Annotated in this window: 21 protein-coding genes; 15 read left to right on the top strand and 6 right to left on the bottom strand. The window is 65.1% G+C overall.

The window, feature by feature from the left end; translation table 11 throughout:
• The first annotated feature begins 15 nt into the window (after window positions 1–15).
• On the top strand, window positions 16–327 hold the full coding sequence (locus EEB11_RS05115) for a hypothetical protein (protein WP_245298778.1): 312 nt from the start codon (window positions 16–18) through the stop codon (window positions 325–327).
• Between the two features lie 78 nt (window positions 328–405).
• Here the strand turns inward: EEB11_RS05115 and EEB11_RS05110 are convergent, their stop codons facing one another.
• From EEB11_RS05110 to dnaG, 3 genes are all read right to left on the bottom strand, one after another.
• A complete protein-coding gene (locus EEB11_RS05110) occupies window positions 406–687 on the bottom strand; it encodes an HlyU family transcriptional regulator (RefSeq protein WP_135429353.1) in 282 nt (93 codons plus the stop codon).
• A 590-nt stretch (window positions 688–1277) separates the two neighbouring features.
• Window positions 1278–3290, bottom strand: a complete 2013-nt coding sequence (gene rpoD / locus EEB11_RS05105; protein WP_135429352.1) for an RNA polymerase sigma factor RpoD — start codon at window positions 3288–3290, stop codon at window positions 1278–1280.
• A gap of 124 nt (window positions 3291–3414) precedes the next feature.
• Window positions 3415–5373: a DNA primase gene (gene dnaG / locus EEB11_RS05100; RefSeq protein ID WP_135429351.1), complete on the bottom strand. Its 1959-nt coding sequence runs from the start codon at window positions 5371–5373 to the stop codon at window positions 3415–3417.
• 152 nt (window positions 5374–5525) lie between these two features.
• Between dnaG and EEB11_RS05095 the strand changes: the two genes are divergently transcribed.
• On the top strand, window positions 5526–6143 hold the full coding sequence (locus tag EEB11_RS05095; protein WP_135429350.1) for a hypothetical protein: 618 nt from the start codon (window positions 5526–5528) through the stop codon (window positions 6141–6143).
• Here EEB11_RS05095 and EEB11_RS05090 read toward each other — a convergent pair.
• Complete coding sequence (locus EEB11_RS05090) at window positions 6140–6586, bottom strand: CreA family protein (RefSeq protein WP_135429349.1); 447 nt, start codon at window positions 6584–6586, stop codon at window positions 6140–6142. The two genes, EEB11_RS05095 and EEB11_RS05090, sit on opposite strands and share 4 nt — an antisense overlap.
• Before the next feature lie 76 nt (window positions 6587–6662).
• Here EEB11_RS05090 and ybgC point away from each other — a divergent pair, with 76 nt between their 5' ends.
• The 13 genes from ybgC to folD all read left to right on the top strand — a co-directional run bounded on the left by ybgC (window position 6663) and on the right by folD (window position 19594).
• Entirely contained in the window at window positions 6663–7082 is a 420-nt protein-coding gene (ybgC, locus tag EEB11_RS05085) for a tol-pal system-associated acyl-CoA thioesterase (protein ID WP_135429348.1), read from the top strand.
• A gap of 192 nt (window positions 7083–7274) precedes the next feature.
• Window positions 7275–7970 (top strand): protein TolQ, encoded by a 696-nt coding sequence (gene tolQ / locus EEB11_RS05080; RefSeq protein ID WP_135429347.1) that lies wholly within the window; start codon window positions 7275–7277, stop codon window positions 7968–7970.
• Between the two features lie 3 nt (window positions 7971–7973).
• Entirely contained in the window at window positions 7974–8444 is a 471-nt protein-coding gene (gene tolR, locus EEB11_RS05075; protein WP_135429346.1) for a protein TolR, read from the top strand.
• Window positions 8445–8469: 25 nt separating this feature from the next.
• Window positions 8470–9630, top strand: coding sequence for a cell envelope biogenesis protein TolA (locus EEB11_RS05070; RefSeq protein ID WP_135429345.1), 1161 nt, complete (start codon window positions 8470–8472; stop codon window positions 9628–9630).
• Window positions 9631–9745: 115 nt separating this feature from the next.
• Entirely contained in the window at window positions 9746–11080 is a 1335-nt protein-coding gene (gene tolB, locus EEB11_RS05065; protein ID WP_135429691.1) for a Tol-Pal system beta propeller repeat protein TolB, read from the top strand.
• 86 nt (window positions 11081–11166) lie between these two features.
• Window positions 11167–11703, top strand: a complete 537-nt coding sequence (gene pal, locus EEB11_RS05060) for a peptidoglycan-associated lipoprotein Pal (protein ID WP_135429690.1) — start codon at window positions 11167–11169, stop codon at window positions 11701–11703.
• A gap of 4 nt (window positions 11704–11707) precedes the next feature.
• Window positions 11708–12565 carry a tol-pal system protein YbgF gene (gene ybgF / locus EEB11_RS05055; protein WP_135429344.1) on the top strand — a complete coding sequence of 286 codons (858 nt, stop codon included), beginning with the start codon at window positions 11708–11710 and terminating at the stop codon, window positions 12563–12565.
• Window positions 12562–13824 (top strand): tRNA lysidine(34) synthetase TilS, encoded by a 1263-nt coding sequence (gene tilS, locus EEB11_RS05050; RefSeq protein ID WP_135429343.1) that lies wholly within the window; start codon window positions 12562–12564, stop codon window positions 13822–13824. Before ybgF ends, tilS begins: the two co-directional genes overlap by 4 nt.
• A gap of 78 nt (window positions 13825–13902) precedes the next feature.
• Window positions 13903–15810, top strand: a complete 1908-nt coding sequence (gene ftsH, locus EEB11_RS05045; protein ID WP_135429342.1) for an ATP-dependent zinc metalloprotease FtsH — start codon at window positions 13903–13905, stop codon at window positions 15808–15810.
• 82 nt (window positions 15811–15892) lie between these two features.
• Complete coding sequence (locus EEB11_RS05040; protein ID WP_135429341.1) at window positions 15893–16492, top strand: MOSC domain-containing protein; 600 nt, start codon at window positions 15893–15895, stop codon at window positions 16490–16492.
• A 129-nt stretch (window positions 16493–16621) separates the two neighbouring features.
• The gene (locus EEB11_RS05035) at window positions 16622–18298 is read left to right on the top strand and encodes a formate--tetrahydrofolate ligase (RefSeq protein WP_135429340.1); all 1677 of its coding nucleotides are present in this window, start codon (window positions 16622–16624) and stop codon (window positions 18296–18298) included.
• Between the two features lie 89 nt (window positions 18299–18387).
• A complete protein-coding gene (locus EEB11_RS05030; protein ID WP_135429339.1) occupies window positions 18388–18702 on the top strand; it encodes a chorismate mutase in 315 nt (104 codons plus the stop codon).
• A gap of 1 nt (window position 18703) precedes the next feature.
• The gene (gene folD, locus EEB11_RS05025; RefSeq protein WP_135429338.1) at window positions 18704–19594 is read left to right on the top strand and encodes a bifunctional methylenetetrahydrofolate dehydrogenase/methenyltetrahydrofolate cyclohydrolase FolD; all 891 of its coding nucleotides are present in this window, start codon (window positions 18704–18706) and stop codon (window positions 19592–19594) included.
• Here the strand turns inward: folD and pdeM are convergent.
• Together pdeM and EEB11_RS05015 are read right to left on the bottom strand one after the other, a co-directional pair.
• Window positions 19591–20247 (bottom strand): ligase-associated DNA damage response endonuclease PdeM, encoded by a 657-nt coding sequence (gene pdeM / locus EEB11_RS05020; RefSeq protein ID WP_135429337.1) that lies wholly within the window; start codon window positions 20245–20247, stop codon window positions 19591–19593. The genes folD and pdeM overlap by 4 nt on opposite strands.
• Window positions 20248–20286: 39 nt before the next feature.
• Window positions 20287–22680, bottom strand: coding sequence for a ligase-associated DNA damage response DEXH box helicase (locus EEB11_RS05015; RefSeq protein ID WP_135429336.1), 2394 nt, complete (start codon window positions 22678–22680; stop codon window positions 20287–20289).
• Window positions 22681–22698: the final 18 nt, after the last annotated feature.

The raw sequence follows: 22698 nt of genomic DNA, 5'->3' as shown, positions 1-22698 counted from the left end.
GTTACAATTTTCTGCATGAGCAGCAGAATCATCCCCGCTGTGGTCTGCCTGTCCCTGCTTTGGCAGGTTGTGCTGCCTGCGTCCGGGGCTGCCGGGTCGCCGATTGCCGAGGTGATCTGCGCGCCGCGTGCCGAGATGTTGCAGCGCCTGACCCTGACCTATGGCGCGCAGTTGGCCGGGCAGGGGGTGCGCAACCTTGAGATGGTGATGGAGGTCTGGACCACGCCGCGCGGCGACTGGACGCTGGTGCAAAGCTACACCGACGGGCGGGCCTGTATCGTGGCGATGGGAGAGGCCTGGGAGGTGGTGGAGGGCGACCCGGCGTGAGCATGGCGGGGGGGGCTGGCCGGTTTCAGGTGCCGGGTGCGTCTGTTGCGGGCGAGCCCACAGCGTGCCTTGACAGGGTCAGCCGAACAGCGTGTCGCCCAGCTGGTCTATGGCCTGTTTGGCCTTGGTGACCGACGCCTCGGTCGCTTCGTCCAACGTGGCGCGGGTGTCGGCGCGGATCAGCCGGTGGGTTTTCACCTCGCCCGCGATGGTTTTCTCGATGCGGGCGGCGATGCGGAAGGTGCTGCCCTCTTTGATCGGGTCGGGAAAGATGCGGAAATCGTTGTGCAGGATGGGCTCGGGGGCCGCCGGGGGAGTGGCGGCGGATTTGCCGAGCAGGCGGGAGAGAAATGAGGTCATGTGACGGCTCCGAGCGTGTCGGGCAAGAATGGTCGGTTTTGCACGGCGAGGCAAGGGCGGGCGCGGCAGCCTTGCCCCAATCGGCGCTGCCGGGCAAAAAGCGGTAGGGCGGGGTTCACCCCGCCGCACGCGACCAAAGGCGGGGTGAACCCCGCCCTACGGAAGGGTGAACATTGGTCAACCGAAAACCCACTGACAGGCCAGTTAGTCGAGGTTCAGTGATCTGACAGACCGCCAATCATATGCTCTGACGCGATCTTGCTCTGCGGGGATGTCATCTCTGGTTAGCCCAGTGCTGGCGTAAAATCCGTCAGCGAATGAACCCTCTGACGGCATTGGCGCACCACTATCGAGGCTATCCTTTGACACGACCAGCACGGAGACATTTGGGTGCCCGTGTTCGGCACACAGCGCTGCTGCTTCGTTTAGATAGCTGCTGAGTCCTTGGCCATTGACTTTCGACATGCCAAGTCTGCGCGCCAGTTCGGAATAGGTAAGGGCCAGTTCACCAGCTAACGATGCCTTCGCGACTATTTTAATTGTCGCAAAGGCACGTTCTTTCGTGAGTGCAGAGACTTTGCGTTGCATGCTCACTGATCCAAGAAACTCCGCAGCTTCCGAGACCGGCTCGGGTGCTTCAGTTTGCGCAGCGCCTTCGCTTCGATCTGACGGATGCGTTCGCGGGTCACCGAGAACTGCTGGCCGACTTCTTCCAGCGTGTGATCGGTGTTCATGCCGATGCCGAAGCGCATGCGCAACACGCGTTCTTCGCGGGGGGTGAGGGAGGCCAGAACGCGTGTGGTGGTTTCTTTCAGGTTTTCTTGAATGGCAGAATCCAGCGGCAGGATGGCGTTCTTGTCTTCGATGAAGTCGCCAAGCTGGCTGTCTTCCTCGTCGCCAATCGGGGTTTCGAGGCTGATCGGTTCCTTGGCAATCTTCATCACCTTGCGAACCTTTTCCAGCGGCATCTGCAGCTTTTCGGCCAATTCTTCCGGCGTTGGCTCGCGGCCGATTTCGTGCAGCATCTGGCGGCCGGTGCGGACCAGTTTGTTGATCGTCTCGATCATGTGCACCGGGATACGGATGGTGCGGGCCTGATCGGCGATCGATCGGGTGATGGCCTGCCTGATCCACCAGGTGGCGTAGGTGGAGAATTTATAGCCGCGGCGGTATTCGAACTTGTCCACGGCCTTCATCAGGCCAATGTTGCCTTCCTGAATAAGATCAAGGAATTGCAGACCGCGGTTGGTGTATTTCTTGGCGATGGAGATGACCAGACGCAGGTTGGCCTCGACCATTTCCTTCTTGGCCTGACGTGCCTCTTTCTCGCCCTTTTGCACCTGATTGACGATGCGGCGGAATTCGGAAATGTCGACGCCGATATACTGGCCGACCACGGCCATTTCGGCCCGCAGCTCTTCGACCTTGTCGCGTGAGCGTTCCATCAGCGCCTGCCAGCCGCGACCGCCCTTGGCGGCCATGCGGTCGCACCAGCTTGGGTCCAGCTCGTAGCCTTGGTATTCGTCGATGAATTCGCGGCGGTTGATGCGGGCGGCATCGGCGAGTTTGACCATGCCGGAGTTGATGGTCATGATCTTGCGGTTGATGCCGTACAACTGGTCGATCAGCGCTTCGATCCGGTTGTTGTGCAGGTGCAGCTCATTCACCATCACCACGATTTCGGAGCGCAGTTTCTGGTACGCGGCCTCATCCGTCGAAGAAAAGCGGGCCTTTTCCGACAGGGTGGCGGTCATCCGCGCTTCCTGCATATCGGCCAGCTTGACGTAGTCGCGGGCGATGATGGCAAGCGTTTCCAGCACTTTGGGCTTGAGCGCCGCTTCCATCGCGGCGAGCGACATGTTGGACGCTTCGTCATCATCGTCATCGTCATCGCTGCGCATGAGCGGGTTGCCGTCGGCGTCCAGTTCCGGTTCCGACGACTCGGCGCGGCGCGGGGCCGTGGCGGCGGTGACATCGACGCCTTCCAGATCGGGGGCGCCGATGGGGCCATCCATGTCTTCTTCGCCATCAAGGCTGCGGCCAAAGGTGGCTTCAAGGTCGATCACATCGCGCAGGAGGATGTCTTCGTTCAGAAGTTCGTCGCGCCAGATGGTGATGGCCTGAAAGGTCAGCGGGCTTTCGCAAAGCCCGAGGATCATGGTGTTGCGTCCGGCCTCGATCCGCTTGGCGATGGCGATTTCGCCTTCGCGCGACAGCAGTTCCACCGAGCCCATTTCGCGCAGGTACATGCGGACCGGGTCATCGGTGCGGTCCAGCGTTTCGGTGGTGGAGCCGGCGACGGCCACGTCGCGCGAGCTGGAGGAGGTTTCGACCAGAGCGCCGCCCAGAGCCGGTTCGCCGTCTTCGACCTCGTCATCCTCGATCACATTGATGCCCATTTCGGACAGCATCGACATGACGTCTTCGATCTGTTCCGACGACACCTGTTCGGGCGGCATGACCTGATTGAGCTGTTCGTAAGTGATGTACCCACGCTCGCGTGCGTCGGCGATCATCTTCTTGACGGCGGCCTGGCTCATGTCGAGGGAGACATCGGCCTCGTCTGCTTCGGGTTTGCCGTCGTCGGTGTCTTTCAGGGCCATGGGTGCTCCTTGAGGGCGCGAAGGGCGAATCGGTGCGCTCGTTTTCGAATCAATACCGCGAATCACACCGGATTACAGGTCGTAAGGTGGCTTTTCTTGCCCGATAGGTCGGGAAAAGGGTTACTCATTGCTTACCACCTCGTCCACCCCGGGTGAAATCGATCGATTGGTGCAGCGAACGGGCGCGGTTCAGCTCGTCCCGGTCCAGTTCGATGCCGTTCGGGGCGATGACTGATTCGCCCTTGGCATCCTGCGGGCCGCGCGCGGCTGAGTGGCGGGCCTCGGCGGCTTTGGACACGCGCCAGGTCAGCCCTTCATCGGCCACCCCTGTTACATCGTCTTCAGCCTCGCTGATTTCAAGCCTGTGCGCGCGATCTGCCTGCAGGCGGGCCAGCGCCTCGGCCAGACAGTGTTCGGCGGCGTCATCCGGGGCACTGGCGCTGATGGCGGCGGTGATGCGCACATGGGGGTGCAGCAGGACGGTTTCGGTGGGCAGCGGGGCCTGTTCCATCAACACGGCATGCAGATCGGGGGCGGACTGGTGATAGAGGATCAGGCTGCGCAGGGTGTCATGGCCATGGCCGACGAAATCCAACCGCTCCAACGCCGACTCGAAGCGGGCGATCAGGCCGGGGTGATGGATGCAGGCGGCAAGCACCACCGCTTCGCGCAAGGTGTCCTGCACCTGACCTTCGGGGGTGGCGAGCAGGGATTGCTTGGTGCTGGCCATGGGCGGGCCGTTTTCGTCCTTGATAGACCAAGCGCCCTTTTTCTTGGGAGTTTTTGATTTTTTGCCATTCTGTGACCAGAATAGATCGCTGGTCAGTCTACCGAGTACTTTTTTGTATCGCTGCTTAATCAGCCTGTCGCGAATCTGCGCGGTTAGCGCCTCGAGTCTGGCTTCGAGGGCGGCTTGGGTTTCTGGCGAAGTGAAAACCTTCCCCTCTGTTTCACGTTGCCACAGCAGGCTGACCATTGGCTGAGCGGTGTCGATCACCTTTTGCATGGCGGGCGCGCCTTGGCTCTTGATCAGATCATCCGGGTCCAGCCCCGGCGGCAGCACGGCAAAGCGCAGGCCCTTGCCGGCCTCCAAGAGCGGCAGGGCGAGGTCGATGACGCGGAGCGCGGCGCGGATGCCCGCCGTGTCGCCATCGAGTGCGATCACCGGCTCATCCGCGATGCGCCACATCAGGCGCAGCTGGTCTTCGGTGACGGCGGTGCCGAGGGGGGCCACGGTGGCCTGAAACCCGGCCTCGGACAGGGCGATCACATCCATATAGCCTTCGGCCACAATCAGCGGCTGGCCCTTGCCCGCCGCTTCGCGCGCCGGGGCGTGGTTGTAGAGGTTGCGGCCTTTGTCAAAAAGGTCGGTCTCTGGCCCGTTGAGGTATTTGGCCCGGGCGTTCGGGTCCATCGCGCGGCCGCCAAGGCTGATGGCACGGCCGCGCGCGTCGCGGATCGGGAAGATGATGCGACCGCGGAACCGGTCGTAGATCGACCCGTCATCCGCCTTGGCGCAGACGCCGGAGGCCACGATCAGGTCGGCGACGAAGCCTTTCTGGATCAGGGCGGTTAACAGGGATTGCCGGGCATCGGGGGCAAAGCCGATTTCCCAGCGGTCGACCGCCGCATCGGACAGCCCGCGCTTCGCAATATAGGCGCGGGCGTCTGCTGCGGCCCCGGTTTTCAGTTGCAGGCGGAACCATTTCACCGCCTCTTCCATCACCTGGACCAGCTGGGTGCGGTGATCCTGCTTTTCCGCCGCTTTCGGGTCGCGGGCGGGCATCGGCATGCCGGCTTCACGCGCCAGAAGCTCTACCGCCTCCATGAAGCCGGTGTTTTCCGACTCTTTGATGAAGGTCAGCACATCGCCTTTGGCATGGCAGCCGAAGCAATAGTAAAACCCCTTGCGGTCATCGACATGGAAGCTGGCGGATTTTTCCTGATGGAACGGGCAGGGGGCCCACCAGTCGCCCTTGGCCATGTTGGATTTGCGCATGTCCCAGGTGACCTTGCGCCCCACGATCTGTGAGAGCGAGATCCGGGTGCGCAATTCATCGAGGAATCCGGGTGGCAGGGACATGGGTACTATATCGGGTCTTCGGTGTGCCGAGTCCAGCGCGGGGTGTGGCCGTAGGGATGCCTCTGGCAGGAGTATTTTGGAAAGGTGCAAAGCCGGGGCGTTGTCAGGACCGGCGGGCGGCGCTAAGGGCGGGGCAGCAGACGGGGGTGGATATGGACGCGGATCAGATCGGGGCTTTGTTCACGCGAGCGGAGGGCAGCTATCTGTGCGCGCGCTGGGGGCGACCCATCGTGCCGGTGGTGTTCGGGGTGGAGGATGCGACCCTTGGGGTGATCAAGGGTGCGGTCGAGGCCGTTGTGGCGCTGGCGGGCCACAGCATGGCCGAGACCGACACCGAACTGGGTGCCAACCTGATGCTGTTTTTCGTGCGCGACTGGGATGAGCTGCGCGGGGTGCCCAAGCTTGACCAGCTGATTCCCGGGTTGATGCCGCTGCTGGACCGGTTGGAGGCGGCGGGGGCCAACCAGTACCGGGTGTTCCGTTTTGAGCCGGGCGACGCGATCAAGGCCTGTTTCGTGCTGGTTCGGATGGACGGCCATCTGTCGGACCTGCCCGCCGAGACGCTGGCACTGTCGCAGGCGGCGCAGATGATGCTGACATGGAGTGAGGGTGCATTTGCGGGGGCGTCGCCGCTGGGGCAGGTGGAGGGCCGGGCGGTGCTGCGCCCCGAAGTGGCGGCGGTGATCCGCGCGGCCTATCACCCGGTGCTGCCGGTGGTGGGGCGGGACGCCAGCCACGCGTTGCGGCTGGCGGCGCGGATCAGTGGTTAGGGCGCGGCGAGGGGGATGACCGAGATCGACATCTTGCCCGAGCCTTGGGTCAGTTCATTGGCATGGGCCAGATAGATCAGCGCGTTGTTGGCGGTGTCATGGATGCGGGTGACGCGCACGGATTTCAGGATCAGCGACTGACGCTGCGAAAACACCGTCTCGCCTTTGCGGCCCTGACTGATGTTGCCCACAGTGATCGGGCCGGTCTGCACGCAGTCGACCGCGGAATAGGACGGGTCTTCGAACCAGTTGCCGTTCGACAGCCGGTCGATCAAGGACCGGTCGAAATAGGCAATGTGGCAGGTGACGCCTTGCACCTTGGGGTCGGCCACGCTTTCGATGATGATGTCATTGCCGACCCAGTCGACGCCGACGCGGCCAACCTCTTCGGCGGTTGCGGGGGTGGCGAGGGTCAGGGCAAGAATAAGGGCGGCGCGGTGCATAGGGGACTCCGGTTAGTTGGCTGGGGAACGCAGCGCGGGGCGAGAGGTTCCGTGGCGTGTGAAAAAGGGGACGGGTGTGGCGCATCGGTTTGAGCTTCGGGTCTATTATGAGGATACCGATCTGGCGGGCATCGTCTATTACGCCAATTATCTGCGGTTCATCGAACGGGGGCGCAGCGAATGGGTGCGCGCGCTTGGCGTGGATCAGGCGCGGCTGCGGGCCGAGCAGGGGATTGTCTTTGCCGTGCGGCGGGTGGAGGCGGATTACCTGCGGCCGGCGGTGTTCGATGATGTGCTGGTGGTGGAAACCGGGCTGGTGGAACTGGGCGGCGCGCGGATCGTGCTGGATCAGGTGGTCTGGCGCGGGGAAGAGCGGCTGTTTGCGGCGCGGGTGGTGCTGGTGTGCGTGGGCGCGGCAATGGGCCCGGTTCGGATACCAGAGGGGGTGAGGGGTTTGCTGGAGGGGGGGCGGGCGCGGAGCGCTGGCGCAGTGTGACCGCAAGACGCCCGGTTCGCGCATTGGCTTGATGGCGGCCAGAGTCGGACCTTCACCCTCTCCCCAGCCTGTTACAGCAGGTTTCAGCGCTCCGCTGCCATGTGACGCAGTTGTGTTGGCAATCCGCTTCAAATCCGGATAGAATCAGGGCAACAGGCGGTCACCAAGGCCCCGATAACAAGAGCAGGCGTAATGGAAACGGAAACCCTTGCGATGGCGCAGGAGATTGATTTCTCTTTGATCGCCCTTTTTGCACGCGCGACGCTGACGGTGAAGGTCGTCATGATCATGCTGATGGTCATGTCCTTCTGGTCATGGGCGACGATTGTGCAGCGGCACATCCTGTACCGTCTGGCGCGGCGCGAGGCCGAGGTGTTTGACCGCGCTTTCTGGTCGGGCGAGCCGCTGGACGAGCTGTTCGAGAAGATCGGGCCGACGCCCGAGGGCGCGAGCGAAAAGATTTTCGCCGCCGGCATGCTGGAATGGCGGCGCAGCCATCGGCAGGATGGCGCCCTGATTGCGGGCGCGCAGGCGCGGATCGACCGGGCGATGAATGTGGCCATCGCGCGCGAGAGTGAGCGGCTGAACAACGGGTTGTCGTTTCTGGCGACCACCGGGGCGACGGCGCCCTTCATCGGGCTGTTCGGCACGGTCTGGGGCATCAAGCACGCCTTTGAGCAGATTGCCATCAGCCAGAACACCAACCTTGCCGTCGTGGCCCCCGGCATTGCCGAGGCGCTGCTGGCCACCGGTATCGGTCTGGTCGCGGCCATTCCGGCGGTGGTATTCTACAACAAGCTGAATTCCGACAGTGAGCGCATTCTTGGCGGCTATGAGAGCTTTGCCGATGAATTCGCGACCATCCTGTCGCGCCAGCTGGACGCCTGAGCCATGGGGGGCGGGGTTCAGCAAAGGTCGGGCGGCGGGACGGGGCGGCGGCGTCGCGGCAAATCGGCGGCGATGAACGAGATCAACATCACGCCGTTTGTCGATGTGATGCTGGTGCTTTTGATCATCTTCATGGTGGCGGCGCCGATGCTGACGGTGGGGGTTCCGGTGGAACTGCCCCGGTCAGCCGCGAGTGCCTTGCCGACCGAACAGGAAGAGCCGCTGACCATTACGCTGACGGCGGACGGGCGGACGCTGATTCAGACCACCGATGTGCCGGTGAACGAGCTGATCCTGCGGCTGACGGCAATTGCGGCAGAGCGGACGACGAACAAGGTGTTTTTGCGCGCCGATGGGGCGATCCCCTATCAGCGGGTGGCGGAGGTCATGGGCGCGCTGAATGCGGGCGGGTTCAATTCCATCGGTCTGGTGACCGATACGGACGGGCCTGCGATGAACGGCACCGGCAACTAAGGCCGATTGGGAACACGCAGGCGGTATGCAGACGGGCACCCTCATTTCCGGCGCGGGCCATGCGGCTTTGATCCTCTGGGTGATTCTGGGGGATTGGCTGTTTCAGCGCAAGGATGCGCCGCCGGTCGAGGTGGCGGAGGTGTCGCTGATATCTTCGGCGGAGTTTGACGCGATGGTGGCGGCGGTGCCTTCGACACCCGCGCCTGCGCCCGAACCAGTGGCAGAGGACGCGCCCGAACCTGCGCCAGCAGACACGCCTGCGCCGGTGCAACCGCCGCCGCCGGTGGTGGCAGATCTGCCCGAGCCGGAGGCGGCCCCCGCGCCGGTGCCGGAGCCCGAGCCATTGCCGGAAAACAACGGTGTGGCCGATGCCTTGCCCCTGCCGGTGAACCCTGACCCCATTCCCGAAGTGCCCTTGCCGCCGACCGCCAGCCCGCGGCCAAAGCCCGCGCCGCGTGTGGCCCCGGTGCCGGTGGACGCGCCCGACCCTGTGGTGGAGGTGGCGGAAGCCCCGGTCGAAGCGGTGACGCCGGACCCGGTGGAGGCCCCGGAAATCGTGGAGCCGGAAGAGCCGGAGGCCGCCCCCGAAGAGGCGGGCACCGTGCTGGAGACCGAGGCCAACCGGGATGAGGAGATCATAGCCTCTGGTGCGCCGCCCAGCAGCCCGCGCCCGCGCGGCCGCCCGGTGCGCAGCGAGGCCCCGCCGACAGAGACGGCGGCGGCGGCTACGCCGGACCCGGCGCCAGAACCGACACCGGCCCCCGCGACCGACACCGATGCAGATGCTGTGGCGGCGGCTTTGGCCGAAGCGATGGCGGCGGAAACCCCGGCGCCGACCGGGGCCACCAACGCGCCGCAGGGCCCGCCGATGACCGGCGGCGAGCGCGATGCCATGCGGGTGGCGGTGCAGCAGTGCTGGAACGTCGGCAGCCTGTCGTCGGATGCGCTCAACACCACGGTGGTGGTGTTCGTTTCGGTGGGGCAGGACGGGGTGCCGGACGCAGGCTCGATCCGGCTGATCGACGCGAGCGGCGGTACCGATGCGGGCGCGCGCGGTGCGTTCGAGGCGGCGCGGCGGGCGATCATCCGCTGTGGCGCGCGCGGTTTCCCGTTGCCGCCCGAGAAATATGACCAGTGGCGCGAGATGGAACTGGTGTTCAACCCTGATGGAATGCGGATGCGATGATCACGTTTGCGCCAAAACACGCCGAAACGGAGCCTTTGCGGTTCCTTTTCCCCCTTTCCCCGGCGATGGCTGCGTTATGCTGCCCGCGACAGACCGAGGACAACCCGAGGCCATGATGACAGTGAACCGCTTTTCAATATCCGCCGTGGCAATTGCCCTGCTGGCGCTGTTCGGGGCCCAGACCCCCGCGCAGGCGCAGTCGGGGCCGTTGCGCATCGAGATCACCGAAGGCGTGATCGAACCGCTGCCCTTTGCGGTGCCTGATTTCGTCGATGAGGGCGGGGCGGGCGAATACGCGCGCAACATCGCCCGGGTGATCGCCAGTGACTTGCAGGGCACCGGGCTGTTCCGCGAGATCCCGCGCGAGGCGCATATCGCGCGGGTCAGCAGCTTTGACAGCTCGATCGGTTATGAGGACTGGAAGGCGATCAACGCGCAGGCGGTGATCACCGGGGCGGTGACGGTGTCGGGCGACCGGATCGTGGTGAAGTTCCGGCTGTTCGACGTGTTTTCCGGCCAGCAACTGGGCGAGGGGTTGCAGTTTGCCGGCACCACCCAGACCTGGCGGCGGATGGCGCATAAGGTGGCCGATGCCGCCTATAGCCGCATCACCGGCGAAGGCGGGTATTTCGACACCCGCGTGGTGTTCGTAAGCGAGAGCGGGCCGAAGAACCAGCGGCTGAAGCGGCTGGCGGTGATGGATTACGATGGCGCGAATGTGCAGTATCTGACCGACAGCAGTTCCATCGTGCTGGCCCCGCGCTTTTCGCCCACCGGCGACCGCATTCTTTATACCAGCTATGCCTCGGGCTTTCCGCGCATCACGCTGATGGATGTGGGGTCGTTGCGCACGCAAAGCCTTGCCGAACAGGACGGCACCATGACATTCGCCCCGCGCTTTTCGCCCGATGGCGGGCGGGTGGTGTTTTCGCTGGAACGTGGCGGGAACTCGGACCTCTACATGCTCGACATCGGGTCGGGCGGGTTGCAGCAGCTGACCAATGCGCCGTCGATTGAAACGGCCCCCAGCTTTTCGCCCGATGGCAGCCAGATCGTGTTTGAAAGCGACCGTTCGGGCACGCAGCAGCTGTATATCATGCCCGCCAGTGGCGGCGAGGGGCGGCGCGTGTCGGGCGGGCAGGGGCGCTATGGCACCCCGGTCTGGAGCCCGCGCGGCGATATGATCGCCTTTACCAAGCAGCATCAGGGCCGGTTCCACATCGGCGTGATGCGCACCGACGGCAGTGAGGAGCGTTTGCTGACTGCGTCCTTCCTGGATGAAGGTCCGACCTGGGCCCCCAATGGCCGGGTGATCATGTTCACCCGCGAAACCAGCGGTGCGGGCGGCGAGGCTGCGCTGTATTCGGTGGATATCTCGGGCCGCAACCTGCGCCAGATTTCGACCGATGGGGCCGCATCTGACCCTGCATGGTCGCCGCTGTTGCCCTGACCCATTCCGCCGCGCCCGATTCACAGGGCGCGGCACATCTGATAGTATGCTGGCCAATCGCGCCAGAGAACAAAAGGAAACTGATGATGACGCTTCTTCCCAAGGCCCTTCTCCTTGTCGCTGCCTTTGGGCTGGCAGCCTGTAACAACCCCGACCGTTTCGGTGCCGGTGGTGCCGGTGGGGGCGCAGGCGGTGCCGGTGGCGCGGGTGGCGGTTTTGTCGACACCACGGGTCTGGGTGATCCGAACAACCCGGCCTCTGTCGCCTATTTCAACCAGCGCGTCGGTGACCGGGTTCTGTTCCCGGTGGACCAGCACACGCTGACACCTGAGGCGCGTCAGATTGTAGTGGGGCAGGCACAGTGGTTGATGGCAAACCCGTCATACGCTGTAATTGTTGAAGGCCATGCAGATGAGCAGGGCACCAAGGAATACAACATCGGGCTCAGTGCGCGCCGGGCAGCATCTGTTCATCAACTTTTGATTTCTCAAGGTGTTCCGGCGAATCGGATGAGAACAGTGCCTTATGGCAAGGAGCGCCCCATTGAGGTGTGTTCGAGCGAGGCCTGCTATTCGCAGAACCGCCGGTCGGTGACGGTTCTGTCGGTAGGCGCGGGGGCGTAAGCGGATGCTGCGTGCTGCCTTGACGGCGCTGGTGGTGATGGGGGGGCCTGCGTTCGCGCAGGCCAATACCCAGACGCTGGCTGATATACGGGCCGAGCTTGGCTCGCTTTCGGCGGAGTTCACCCAGCTTAAGACGGAGTTGGTGCAGACCGGCGCGTCTGGCGGGGCGCTGGCCGGTGGGTCGGCGTTGCAGCGGATGGACACCATCGAGTCCGAGCTGTCACGGCTGACCGCGCGGGCCGAAGAGATCGAGCTGCGGCTGAACCGGGTGGTCAGCGATGGCACGAACCGGATCGGCGATCTGGAATTCCGGCTGTGCGAAGTGACACCGGGCTGTGACATCGCCACGGTTGGCACCACGCCGCTGTTGGGTGGTGATACGGCTGCTGCGGGCGGCGGGGCTGCGGCCCCTGCGCAAGCGCCCAATGCGGTGGTGATTGAGGAACCTTCGGCACCGTTTTCGGGCGGGGCAGAGCTGGCGATTGGCGAGCAGGCGGATTTTGACCGGGCCCGGGCGGTGCTCGGTCAAGGTGACTTTCGCACCGCCGCGGACCTCTTTGCGACCTTTGCCCAATCCTATCCTGGCTCGCCGTTAAGCCAGGAGGCGCAATTCAGCCGGGGCGAGGCGCTGGTGCAACTGGGGGAAACCTCGAATGCGGCGCGGGCGTATCTGGAGTCGTTTTCGGTGAACCCGGACGGGCCATTTGCCGCCGACAGCCTGCTGAAGCTGGGCGAGCAGTTGGGGGTGCTGGGGCAGACGCCCGAGGCTTGCGTCACGCTGGCCGAGGTGGGCACGCGCTATCCCGGCAGCATGGCGGCGACGCAGGCGCAGGTGGCGATGCAAGGGTTTCAGTGCCAGTGAGCGCGCCGGACCGGCCTTTGGGCGATCCTGTTTTGCCCGACCTTGACCTGATCGAAAGCGCCCGTCGGGCGCTTTCGTCGATTCCGGGGCAGGGCTGTGTCGGGCTGGCTGTGTCGGGCGGCGGCGATTCGATGGCGATGCTGCACTTGGTGGCGGCGGTCGCTGAGGGACGGCCGCTGTGTGTGGCGACGGTGGACCATGGCTTGCGGGCGGCCTCGGCAGGCGAGGCGGCGCAGGTGGGGCAGGTTTGTGCCGGGCTGGGTCTGCCGCATGAGGTGCTGCACTGGCAGCATGGCGTGGTGGCGGGCAACCTGATGGATGCGGCGCGGCGCGCGCGCTATGGGTTGCTGGCCGAGTGGGCGCAGGCGCGGGGCATCGGGGCGGTGCTGGTGGCGCATACGGCGGATGATCAGGCGGAAACGCTGCTCTTGGGGCTGGCGCGGGCGGCGGGTCTGGACGGGTTGTCGGGCATGCGGCCCCGGTGGCAGCAGGGGGGCGTGTGGTTTCATCGGCCCTTTCTGGGGGTGACGCGGGCGGCGTTGCGCGGGTTTGTGCAAAGCCGGGGGCTGTGGTTTGTCGATGATCCCAGCAACGACGACGAGGGCTTTGACCGGGTGAAGATGCGCCGGGCATTGGCGGGGCTGGGCGAGGTGGGAATCACCGCCGAGGGGTTGGCCTTGGTTGCGCGCAATCTGGCGGCGGTGCAGGCGGATGTGCGCGGGCTGGTGGCACAGGCGGCGGCGTCGGTGGTGGTAGAGCGGGCAGGGGCGCTGCAGATTGACCGCGCGGGCTTTGCAGCACTGCCCGATGAGGTGGCGCGGCGGCTGATGCAGGGCGCATTGCTGTGGCTGTCGGGGGCGACGTACCCGCCGCGCGCCGATGCGCTGGCGCGGATGGTGCAGGCGCTGCGCGAGGGGCGGGCGGCGACGCTGTGGGGCTGTCGGCTGGTGCCGCGCGCGGGCGGTGCGCTGCTGCTGCGCGAGCCGCGTAGCCTTGGGCCAGAGGTGGCTTTGGGTGCGGTTTGGGACAGGCGTTGGCGGGTGACGGGGCCGGGGCCGGGGCAGGTGCGGGCGGTGGGGGCCGAGGGCTTGGCGCAGCTGCCGGACTGGCGCGCAGCGGGTATTGCGCGGGCGGCGGCGCTGGTCACGCCGGGGGTGTGGCACGATGCGCGGCTGATTGCGGCACCCGTCTTAGCACCCGATGAAGACTATTGTGCGACATTCACGGCAGGTTTCGGCTTATTCCTGTTATCGCATTGAACCCCGCGCGGTTCTGTCTATCTTAGTGAGCAAGACCGCCGCCCCGTTCCGGGCGGTGGACATGTGGGGAGAAACTTCGTGGGCAATGCACGAAATATCGCGTTCTGGGTCGTTCTGTTCTTTCTGATCCTTGCGCTGTTCAATCTTTTTGGCGGCAACCAGACCGCCACATCTGCGCGCCAGATTTCCTATTCGGAATTTGTGCAGCGCGTCGATGCCGGTCAGGTTTCCAGTGTGGTGATCGACGGCGAACGGCTGCAGGTGCGTGGCAGCGACGGCAACACCTACGGTGCTATCGTGCCGCAGGGCACCGATGTGACCGACCGGCTGGTGGCCGCAGGTGTGGAGGTGCGGGCCGAGGCACAGCAGCAGTCGGGCTTTGTCTCGATCCTGATGACCTTCCTGCCGTTCCTGTTGCTGATCGGCGTCTGGATCTTCTTCATGAACCGGATGCAGGGCGGTGGCAAAGGCGGGGCGATGGGCTTTGGCAAATCGCGCGCCAAGCTGCTGACCGAAAAGCACGGCCGGGTGACGTTCGACGACGTGGCCGGGATTGATGAGGCCAAGGAAGAGCTTGAGGAGATCGTGGAATTCCTGCGCAACCCGCAGAAATTCAGCCGTCTGGGCGGCAAGATCCCCAAGGGTGCGCTGCTGGTTGGCCCGCCCGGTACAGGTAAAACCCTGCTGGCCCGCGCGATTGCGGGTGAGGCGGGGGTGCCGTTCTTTACCATCTCTGGCTCTGACTTCGTGGAGATGTTCGTGGGTGTGGGTGCAAGCCGCGTGCGCGACATGTTCGAACAGGCGAAAAAGAACGCGCCCTGCATCGTGTTCATCGACGAGATCGATGCCGTGGGCCGTGCCCGTGGCGTGGGCATGGGCGGTGGAAACGATGAACGCGAACAGACCTTGAACCAGCTTCTGGTCGAGATGGACGGGTTCGAGGCGAACGAGGGTGTGATCATCGTCGCCGCCACCAACCGCAAGGATGTGCTGGACCCCGCGCTGCTGCGTCCGGGCCGGTTCGACCGCCAAATCCACGTGCCCAACCCCGACATCAAGGGGCGCGAGAAGATTTTGGGCGTGCATGCGCGCAAAACTCCGCTGGGGCCAGATGTTGACCTGCGCACCATCGCACGTGGCACGCCGGGTTTTTCAGGGGCCGATCTGATGAACCTTGTCAACGAGGCGGCGCTGATGGCTGCGCGGATCGGACGTCGTTTTGTCGCGATGGATGATTTCGAGAATGCCAAAGACAAGGTGATGATGGGGGCGGAGCGCCGGTCGATGGTGCTGACGCAGGACCAGAAGGAAATGACCGCGTACCACGAGGCTGGCCACGCCGTTGTGGGCATGGCTCTGCCGAAATGTGACCCGGTTTACAAAGCCACGATCATCCCGCGTGGCGGTGCGCTTGGCATGGTGATGAGCCTGCCGGAAATGGACCGTCTGAATTGGCACCGCGACCAGTGCGAACAGCGCATCGCGATGACCATGGCCGGGAAAGCTGCCGAGATCATCAAATGGGGTGAGGATTCGGTGTCGAACGGGCCTTCGGGTGACATTCAGCAGGCATCGGCCCTCGCCCGCGCGATGGTGCTGCGCTGGGGCATGTCGGATGTGGTCGGCAACGTCGATTATGCCGAAGCGGCTGAAGGCTATTCCGGCAACACCGGCGGCTTCTCGGTCTCGGCCGAGACCAAGCGGCTGATCGAGCAGGAAGTGAAACGCCTGATCGACGAAGGCTATGAAACCGCGCGCCGTATCCTGCTGGAACAGAACACCCAGTTCGAGCGGCTGGCGCAGGGTCTGCTGGAATATGAGACGCTGACCGGTGACGAGATCAAGAAAGTTGTCGCGGGCGAAAAGCTGGGCGGCGATGATGATGCCGACAAACCGGCCTCGGGCGGCGGGTTGGCATCCATCCCGTCGATTCCGAAGCTGAAGCCGAAGGCAACTGGCGGGCTGGAGCCGGAGCCTTCGGTTTGAGAGCGGCGTGATTTGATCTGACCCCCGGAACCTGCAAAGGCTCCGGGGGTTTTTCTTTGTCGAACATGCGTGAGGATCTGCGATGCCAGCTTTGAAACCAACCGGATTTGTGGGCCGGATCACCTGGCTGGGCGTGGTGCCCGACCGTGACCGGCAGTTGGAGGCGGAGCCTGCCACGCAGGTGCAGGCGCTGTTTGACGGCCCGGTGGGCGAGGCGCATGGCGGGTTGACGCGGCCCGCGTGCAGCCGGGTCAAGGCGCAATATCCGCGTGATACGGTGATCCGTAACACGCGGCAGTTTTCCCTGCTGGGGGCCGAGGATCTGGCCGAGATTGCCGAGCGCATGGGGATCGACGTGCTGGACCCCGCGCTGGTGGGGGCGACGATGGTGATCGCGGGGTTGCCGGACTTCACCCATCTGCCGCCTGCATCGCGGCTGCAGGGGGCGGAGGGGGCGACGCTGGTGGTGGATATGGAAAACCGCCCCTGCGTGCTGCCCGGCAAGCCGATCAACGCGGTGCATCCCGGGTTTGGGGCAAAGTTCAAGGCGGCGGCCAAGGGCCGGCGCGGGGTGACGGCCTGGGTGGAGCGGGAGGGTGTGTTCACGTTGGGTGAGGCGATCACGCTGCACATTCCCGATCAGCCGGTCTGGGCGCATCTGAAAGAGGCGCGGCGCGCGTGATGCGCCGAGGTCTGTCTGCGCCGATTTTTGCGGGTGTAAGGTCGGAAATGCCTGTGTCTTGAGCGTTTGGGCGGCTAACACTGGGCCAAGCGCCGCGAAAAGGCGCATCCTTGCCTTTGGGAGAGAGACATGGCCTTGGGTTCCGACATCGAGATCGCCCGCGCGGCGAAGAAACTGCCGATACAGGCAATCGGGGCAAAGCTGGGCATACCCGAGGCCGATCTGCTGCCCTATGGCCATGACAAGGCCAAGGTCGGGCAGGGGTTCATTGCGTCGGTGCAGGGGCGCCCCGATGGCAAGCTGATTCTGGTCACGGCGATCAACCCGACCCCGGCAGGCGAGGGCAAGACCACGACGACTGTGGGCCTTGGCGATGGGCTGAACCGGATCGGCAAGCGGGCGGTGGTGTGCATCCGCGAGGCGAGCCTTGGGCCGAACTTCGGGATGAAGGGCGGCGCTGCGGGTGGCGGGATGGCGCAGGTGGTGCCGATGGAAGAGATGAACCTGCACTTCACCGGCGATTTCCACGCGATCACATCTGCCCACAATCTGCTGGCCGCGATGATCGACAACCACATCTACTGGGGCAACACGCTGGATATCGACCAGCGCCGGATTGTCTGGCGCCGGGTGATGGACATGAACGACCGCGCCCTGCGCGATGTGGTCACCAGCCTTGGTGGCGTGTCCAATGGCTTTCCGCGCCAGACCGGGTTTGACATCACTGTGGCCTCCGAGGTGATGGCGATCTTGTGTCTGGCCCGCGATCTGGCCGATCTGGAGCGGAGGCTGGGCGATATCGTGGTGGCGTATACCCGCGCGAAGGTGCCGGTGACGTGCCGCGATATCAAGGCCGATGGCGCGATGACGGTGCTGTTGAAAGATGCGATGCAACCCAACCTTGTGCAGACGCTGGAGAATACTCCGGCCTTTGTGCATGGCGGGCCGTTTGCCAACATAGCACATGGCTGCAATTCGGTGATCGCCACCACCACGGCGCTGAAGCTGGGCGAGTATGTGGTGACCGAGGCCGGGTTCGGGGCGGACCTTGGGGCCGAGAAGTTCTTTGACATCAAGTGCCGCAAGGCGGGGCTGCGCCCGGCGGCGGCGGTGATTGTGGCCACGGTGCGGGCGATGAAGATGAACGGCGGGGTGGCCAAGGCGGATCTTGGGGCCGAGAATGTCGCGGCGGTGCGGGCAGGGTGCCCGAACCTTGGCCGCCATATCGGCAATGTGCAGAGCTTTGGCGTGCCGGTGGTGGTGGCGATCAACCATTTCACCAGCGATACGCCTGCCGAGGTGCAGGCGGTGAAGGATTATGTGGCCGGGCTGGGGGCCGAGGCGGTGCTGTGCAAGCACTGGGCCGAAGGTTCGGCGGGGATCGAGGAACTGGCGCGCAAGGTGGTGGCGCTGGCCGAAAGCGGTGTGGCCGATTTCGCGCCCTTGTATCCCGATGCGATGGGGCTGTTCGACAAGATCGAAACCGTGGCCCGCCGGATATATCATGCCGAGGGCGTGGTGGCGGATGCGGGGGTGCGCGATCAGCTGAAGGCGTGGGAGGATGCGGGCCACGGGCATCTGCCGGTCTGCATTGCCAAGACCCAGTACAGCTTTACCACCGATCCCACGGTGCGGGGGGCTCCGGTCGGGCACAGCATCCCGCTGCGCGAGGTGCGGTTGTCGGCGGGGGCGGGGTTTGTGGTTGCGATCTGCGGCGAGATCATGACGATGCCCGGCCTGCCGCGCAGCCCGAGTGCCGAGGTGATCCGGCTGAATGCGGATGGCGATGTGGAAGGGTTGTTCTGATGGGGGTTGAGGCAAAACCCCGCGTTGCCCTTTGCGAGGCCGCGCTTTATGTCGAGGCCATCTGGCTGATCTGAACAGGATACCTTGCGATGCGCACACCTGCCGACTGTGAAACCATGGTCCATATCCGGGCCGAGATTGACCGGCTGGACGATGATCTGGTCCGGCTGCTGGCCGAGCGCGCGGGCTATATCGACCGCGCCGCCGAGATCAAGGCTGAGGTGGATCTGCCGGCGCGGATCGGGTCTCGCGTCGAGGAGGTGGTGGCCAATGTGCGCCGCCATGCGGTGGCCTATGGTCTGCCCCCCGATCTGGTGGAAAAGCTGTGGCGGCGTCTGATCGACTGGTCGATTGCGCGCGAGGAAAACCGGCTTGGCCCGGATTCGATGCGGAAGGAAGACTGACATGACGGCGGTGGTGATCGACGGCAAGGCGTTTGCGGCGGGCGTGCGCGCCCGCGTGGCGGCCCATGTGGCGCGGCTGCGCGAGGAACATGGGGTGCAACCGGGGCTGGCCGTGGTGCTGGTGGGGCAAGACCCGGCATCCGAGGTCTATGTGCGCAACAAGGGCGTGCAGACGCTGGAGGCCGGGATGGCCAGCTATGAGCACAAGCTGGCGGCGGACACGTCCGAGGTGGATCTGCTGGCGCTGATCGGGCAGTTGAATGCGGACCGGGCGGTGCATGGCATTCTGGTGCAGCTGCCGCTGCCGGGGCATCTGAATGCAGACCTGATCATCAACAGCATTGATCCGGCCAAGGATGTGGACGGGTTTCACATCTCGAACGTGGGACTCCTCGGCACCGGGCAGAAGGCGATGGTGCCCTGCACGCCTTTGGGCTGCCTGATGATGCTGCGCGCGCATCACGGGTCATTGGCCGGGATGAGTGCGGTGGTGGTGGGTAGGTCCAACATCGTGGGCAAGCCGATGGCGCAGTTGCTGTTGGGTGACAGCTGCACGGTGACGATTGCGCACAGCCGCACGCGTGATCTGGCGGCGGTGTGCCGGGGGGCGGATATCCTTGTGGCGGCGGTGGGGCGGGCCGAGATGATCACCGGCGATATGGTGAAGCCTGGGGCGACGGTGATTGACGTGGGGATCAACCGGGTGGCGCGTGACGGCAAGGCCCGGCTGGTGGGCGATGTCGATTTCGCCAGTGCGTCAAAGGTGGCGGGGGCGATCACGCCGGTGCCGGGTGGTGTGGGGCCGATGACCATAGCCTGCCTGCTGGCCAATACGCTGACCGCCTGCTGCCGCGCGCATGGTCTGCCAGAGCCGGAGGGGCTGACCGTTTAGGCTTTGCGCGGCATCGGAATCGCGCGGGCCACCGTGCCGCCGCACAGCACCGCCAGCGCGCCGGGCTGCATCAGGCCGATTAGCGCCGGATCATGGGTCCACAGTCCGCCGGTGTAGGTGCCAAAGGCAGGCAGGATCAGCCGGGTGCTGTCGGCCAGAAAGCAGCGCCAGACCTTGCCCGCCAGCCGCGCCTTGGGGTGGTAGTGGCCAGACACCTCGGCCTGCGCGCCGGGTTCAGCGATGTGGCGGAAGGTGAGCGCACCCAGATGCACCTCGGCCCGGTGGCTGCCTGCGATGTCCAAGGGGCCAGCGTCATGGTTGCCCGCAATCCAGATCCAGTCGCGCCCGGCGATCAGTCGGGTGAGCCAGAGCCGGTCATCCGCGTCCAGCCCGTCAAGGGCGGCGCTGTCATCGAAACTGTCGCCCAGACAGATCACCGTGCGCGCCCCGGTGGCCTCGATCTCGGCTTCCAGCCGCAGCAGCGTTTCGCGCGTCTCATAGGGCGGCAACAGCGCGCCCGCACGCCGTGCCATGCGCCCCGATTTTCCAAGATGCAGGTCCGACACGCAGAGCAGCTGCCGGTCCGGCCAGAACAGCGCGCCCGAGGGGCGGGCGATCAGGGGTTCAGCGGCGAGGCGAAAGGGATAGCTCATGGCCTTCGAGTGCCCCGGCGACAGGATCAATGCAACCCATTACGCCAACCCCGCCGCCTCCATCAGCCGTCTTGCTGCGTCTTCGGCCAGTCGTTCGCGGCCTGTGCCCTGCACCGGGATGCGGCCGGGTTCCAGAAACAAGGGTGCAGACAAGGGTGACAGCCGGGGCAGGCGGCGGGTTTCGATCCGGCCCGCGACGCGGGTCAACAGGTCTTCGATGCGGGAAAAGTCGATCAGGCCGCGCATCGCCTCTTCGCGGGTGATCTGCAACAGAAGGTGGTCGGGGTCGTATTTGCGCAAGGTGTCATAGAGGATGTCCGACGAAAACGTCGCCTGCCGCCCCGATTTGCGGCGGCCCTGATGGCTGCGTTCGATCAGGCCGGCGATGATGGCGCTGGCGCGGAAGGTGCGTTTCATGACCGCATTGCCGGCGAGCCATGTCTCCAGCCCCTCTTGCAGGGCGTGCAGGTCGAACAGGGGCCTTGCATCCTGCACGGCGTCGATGCCCCAGATCAGGGTGGCGTAATCGGTGGCGACAAAGCCCAAGGGGGCAAGGCCCGCTTCTTCCATTGCTTTGGTCAGCAGAAGGCCAAGGGTTTGCTGGGCGTTGCGGCCGGCAAAGCCGTAGACTACCAGATGTTCGCGCCCGTCATGCGGGAAGCTTTCGCAGAGCAGGGTCTCGGCATCGGGCAGGCGCGATACCTCGCGCTGAAGGGACAGCCATTCGGCGGTGTGGGCAGGCAGGTCGGGCCAGCGCGGTTGTTGGAATATGTCAAGAATCCGCTGGGTCAGCAGGGTGGATGTGGCGAATTTTGTGCCATTGAACACAGCAACCTTTGGGTCGCGGCCCGGTTGGTTCGTCACCTCGACCGTCATTTCCCGCAGGCCTTCATAGCGCACGACCTGCCCGCCGATCAGGAAGGTGTCGCCGGGGGTGAGGGTGGCGGCGAAGGCTTCTTCCACCTCGCCCAAGGGCGTGCCGCCAGAGCGGTTTTTCAGCCGGACCTTCAGGGTTTCTGTGTCGATGATGGTGCCAAGGTTCTGGCGGATCACCGCCGCCGCGCGCGGGTCGCGCAGGTGCCACTGTCCGCCTGTGAGTTTCAGGCGCTGCCAGCGGTCATAGGCGCGCAAGGCGTATCCGCCGGTGGCGACGAAATCGAGGGTGGCGTCGAAACCCTCACGGGTGAGGGCGCGGTAGGGGCCTGCGGTGAGGGTCTCGGCGTAGAGCGCATCGGCGTCGAACGGCCCGGAGCAGGCGGTCAGCAGGATGTGCTGGCACAGCACATCGCGGGGGCCGGGGCCGCGCGGCTCGCCATCCAGCGTGCCGTCGCGCACCGCATCGAGGGCTGCCTTGCACTCCACCACCTCGAAGCGGTTGGCGGGCAGCAGCAGTGCCTTGGACGGCGCGTTGTAGCGGTGGTTGGCGCGGCCGATGCGCTGGACAAGGCGTTTGACGTTTTTGGGGGCGCCCACCTGGATCACCAGATCGACATCGCCCCAATCGATGCCAAGGTCGAGCGATCCGGTGCAGACGATGGCGCGCAGGGCGCCTGCGACCATGGCACCTTCCACCCGCTCGCGCTGTTCGCGCGACAGGCTGCCGTGGTGGATGCCGATGGGCAGGTCTTCGGTATTGGCCAGCCACAGGTCGCGGAAGAACAGTTCGGCCTGCGCGCGGGTGTTGTGAAAGATCAGGGTGGTGCGGTGCTGTTTCACCTGGTCCAGAATGGCGGCCATGGCATAGCGCCCGCCACCCCCTGCCCATGGCGGGGCGGTGTCGGTTTCCAGCATCTGAATGTCGGGGGCCGGGCCGGGGTCTGCCAGCAAGATGCCGGTATCGGGGGCGAGAAAGCGGGCAAGGGCCGGCGGGTCTTCGACCGTGGCAGACAGGCCGACGCGGCGCAGACCGGGCGACAGGCTTTGCAGGCGGGCGAGCAGCAGCGTCATCTGGTCGCCGCGTTTGGATTCGGCCAGCGCGTGCAGCTCATCGAGGATCACCCGTTGCAGCCCGGCGAAAATGCGCGGGGCATCTTCGTAAGACAGCAGAAGCGCCAGCGATTCCGGCGTGGTCAGCAGGATATGCGGCGGATCGGCGCGCTGGCGGCGGCGCTGGGTATAGGTGGTGTCGCCGGTGCGGTCTTCGACCCTTATGGGCAGGCCTGCCCCCTCGATGGGGGTGCGCAGATTGCGGCGGATGTCGGCGGCGAGCGCCTTGAGCGGCGAGATGTAGAGGGTATGCAGGCCTTTGGTGGGGCTGTCGGTCAGTTCGGCAAGGGTGGGCAGGAAACCCGCCAGGGTCTTGCCCCCGCCTGTGGGGGCGATCAGCAGGGTGGCGGGGTCGCCTGCTCGGGCCAGCATGTCCCACTGATGCGGGTGCAGGGTCCAGCCCTTTGCGGTGAACCAGTCTGACAGCGCTGGGGGGAGGGTGTTCATGCCTGCAAACTAGCCGCA

This window comes from Pseudotabrizicola sediminis, from assembly GCF_004745575.1.
GTDB lineage: Bacteria > Pseudomonadota > Alphaproteobacteria > Rhodobacterales > Rhodobacteraceae > Pseudotabrizicola > Pseudotabrizicola sediminis.
Note: the sequence above shows the minus strand (reverse complement) of the source record. Positions and strands in the feature narration are given on the sequence as shown.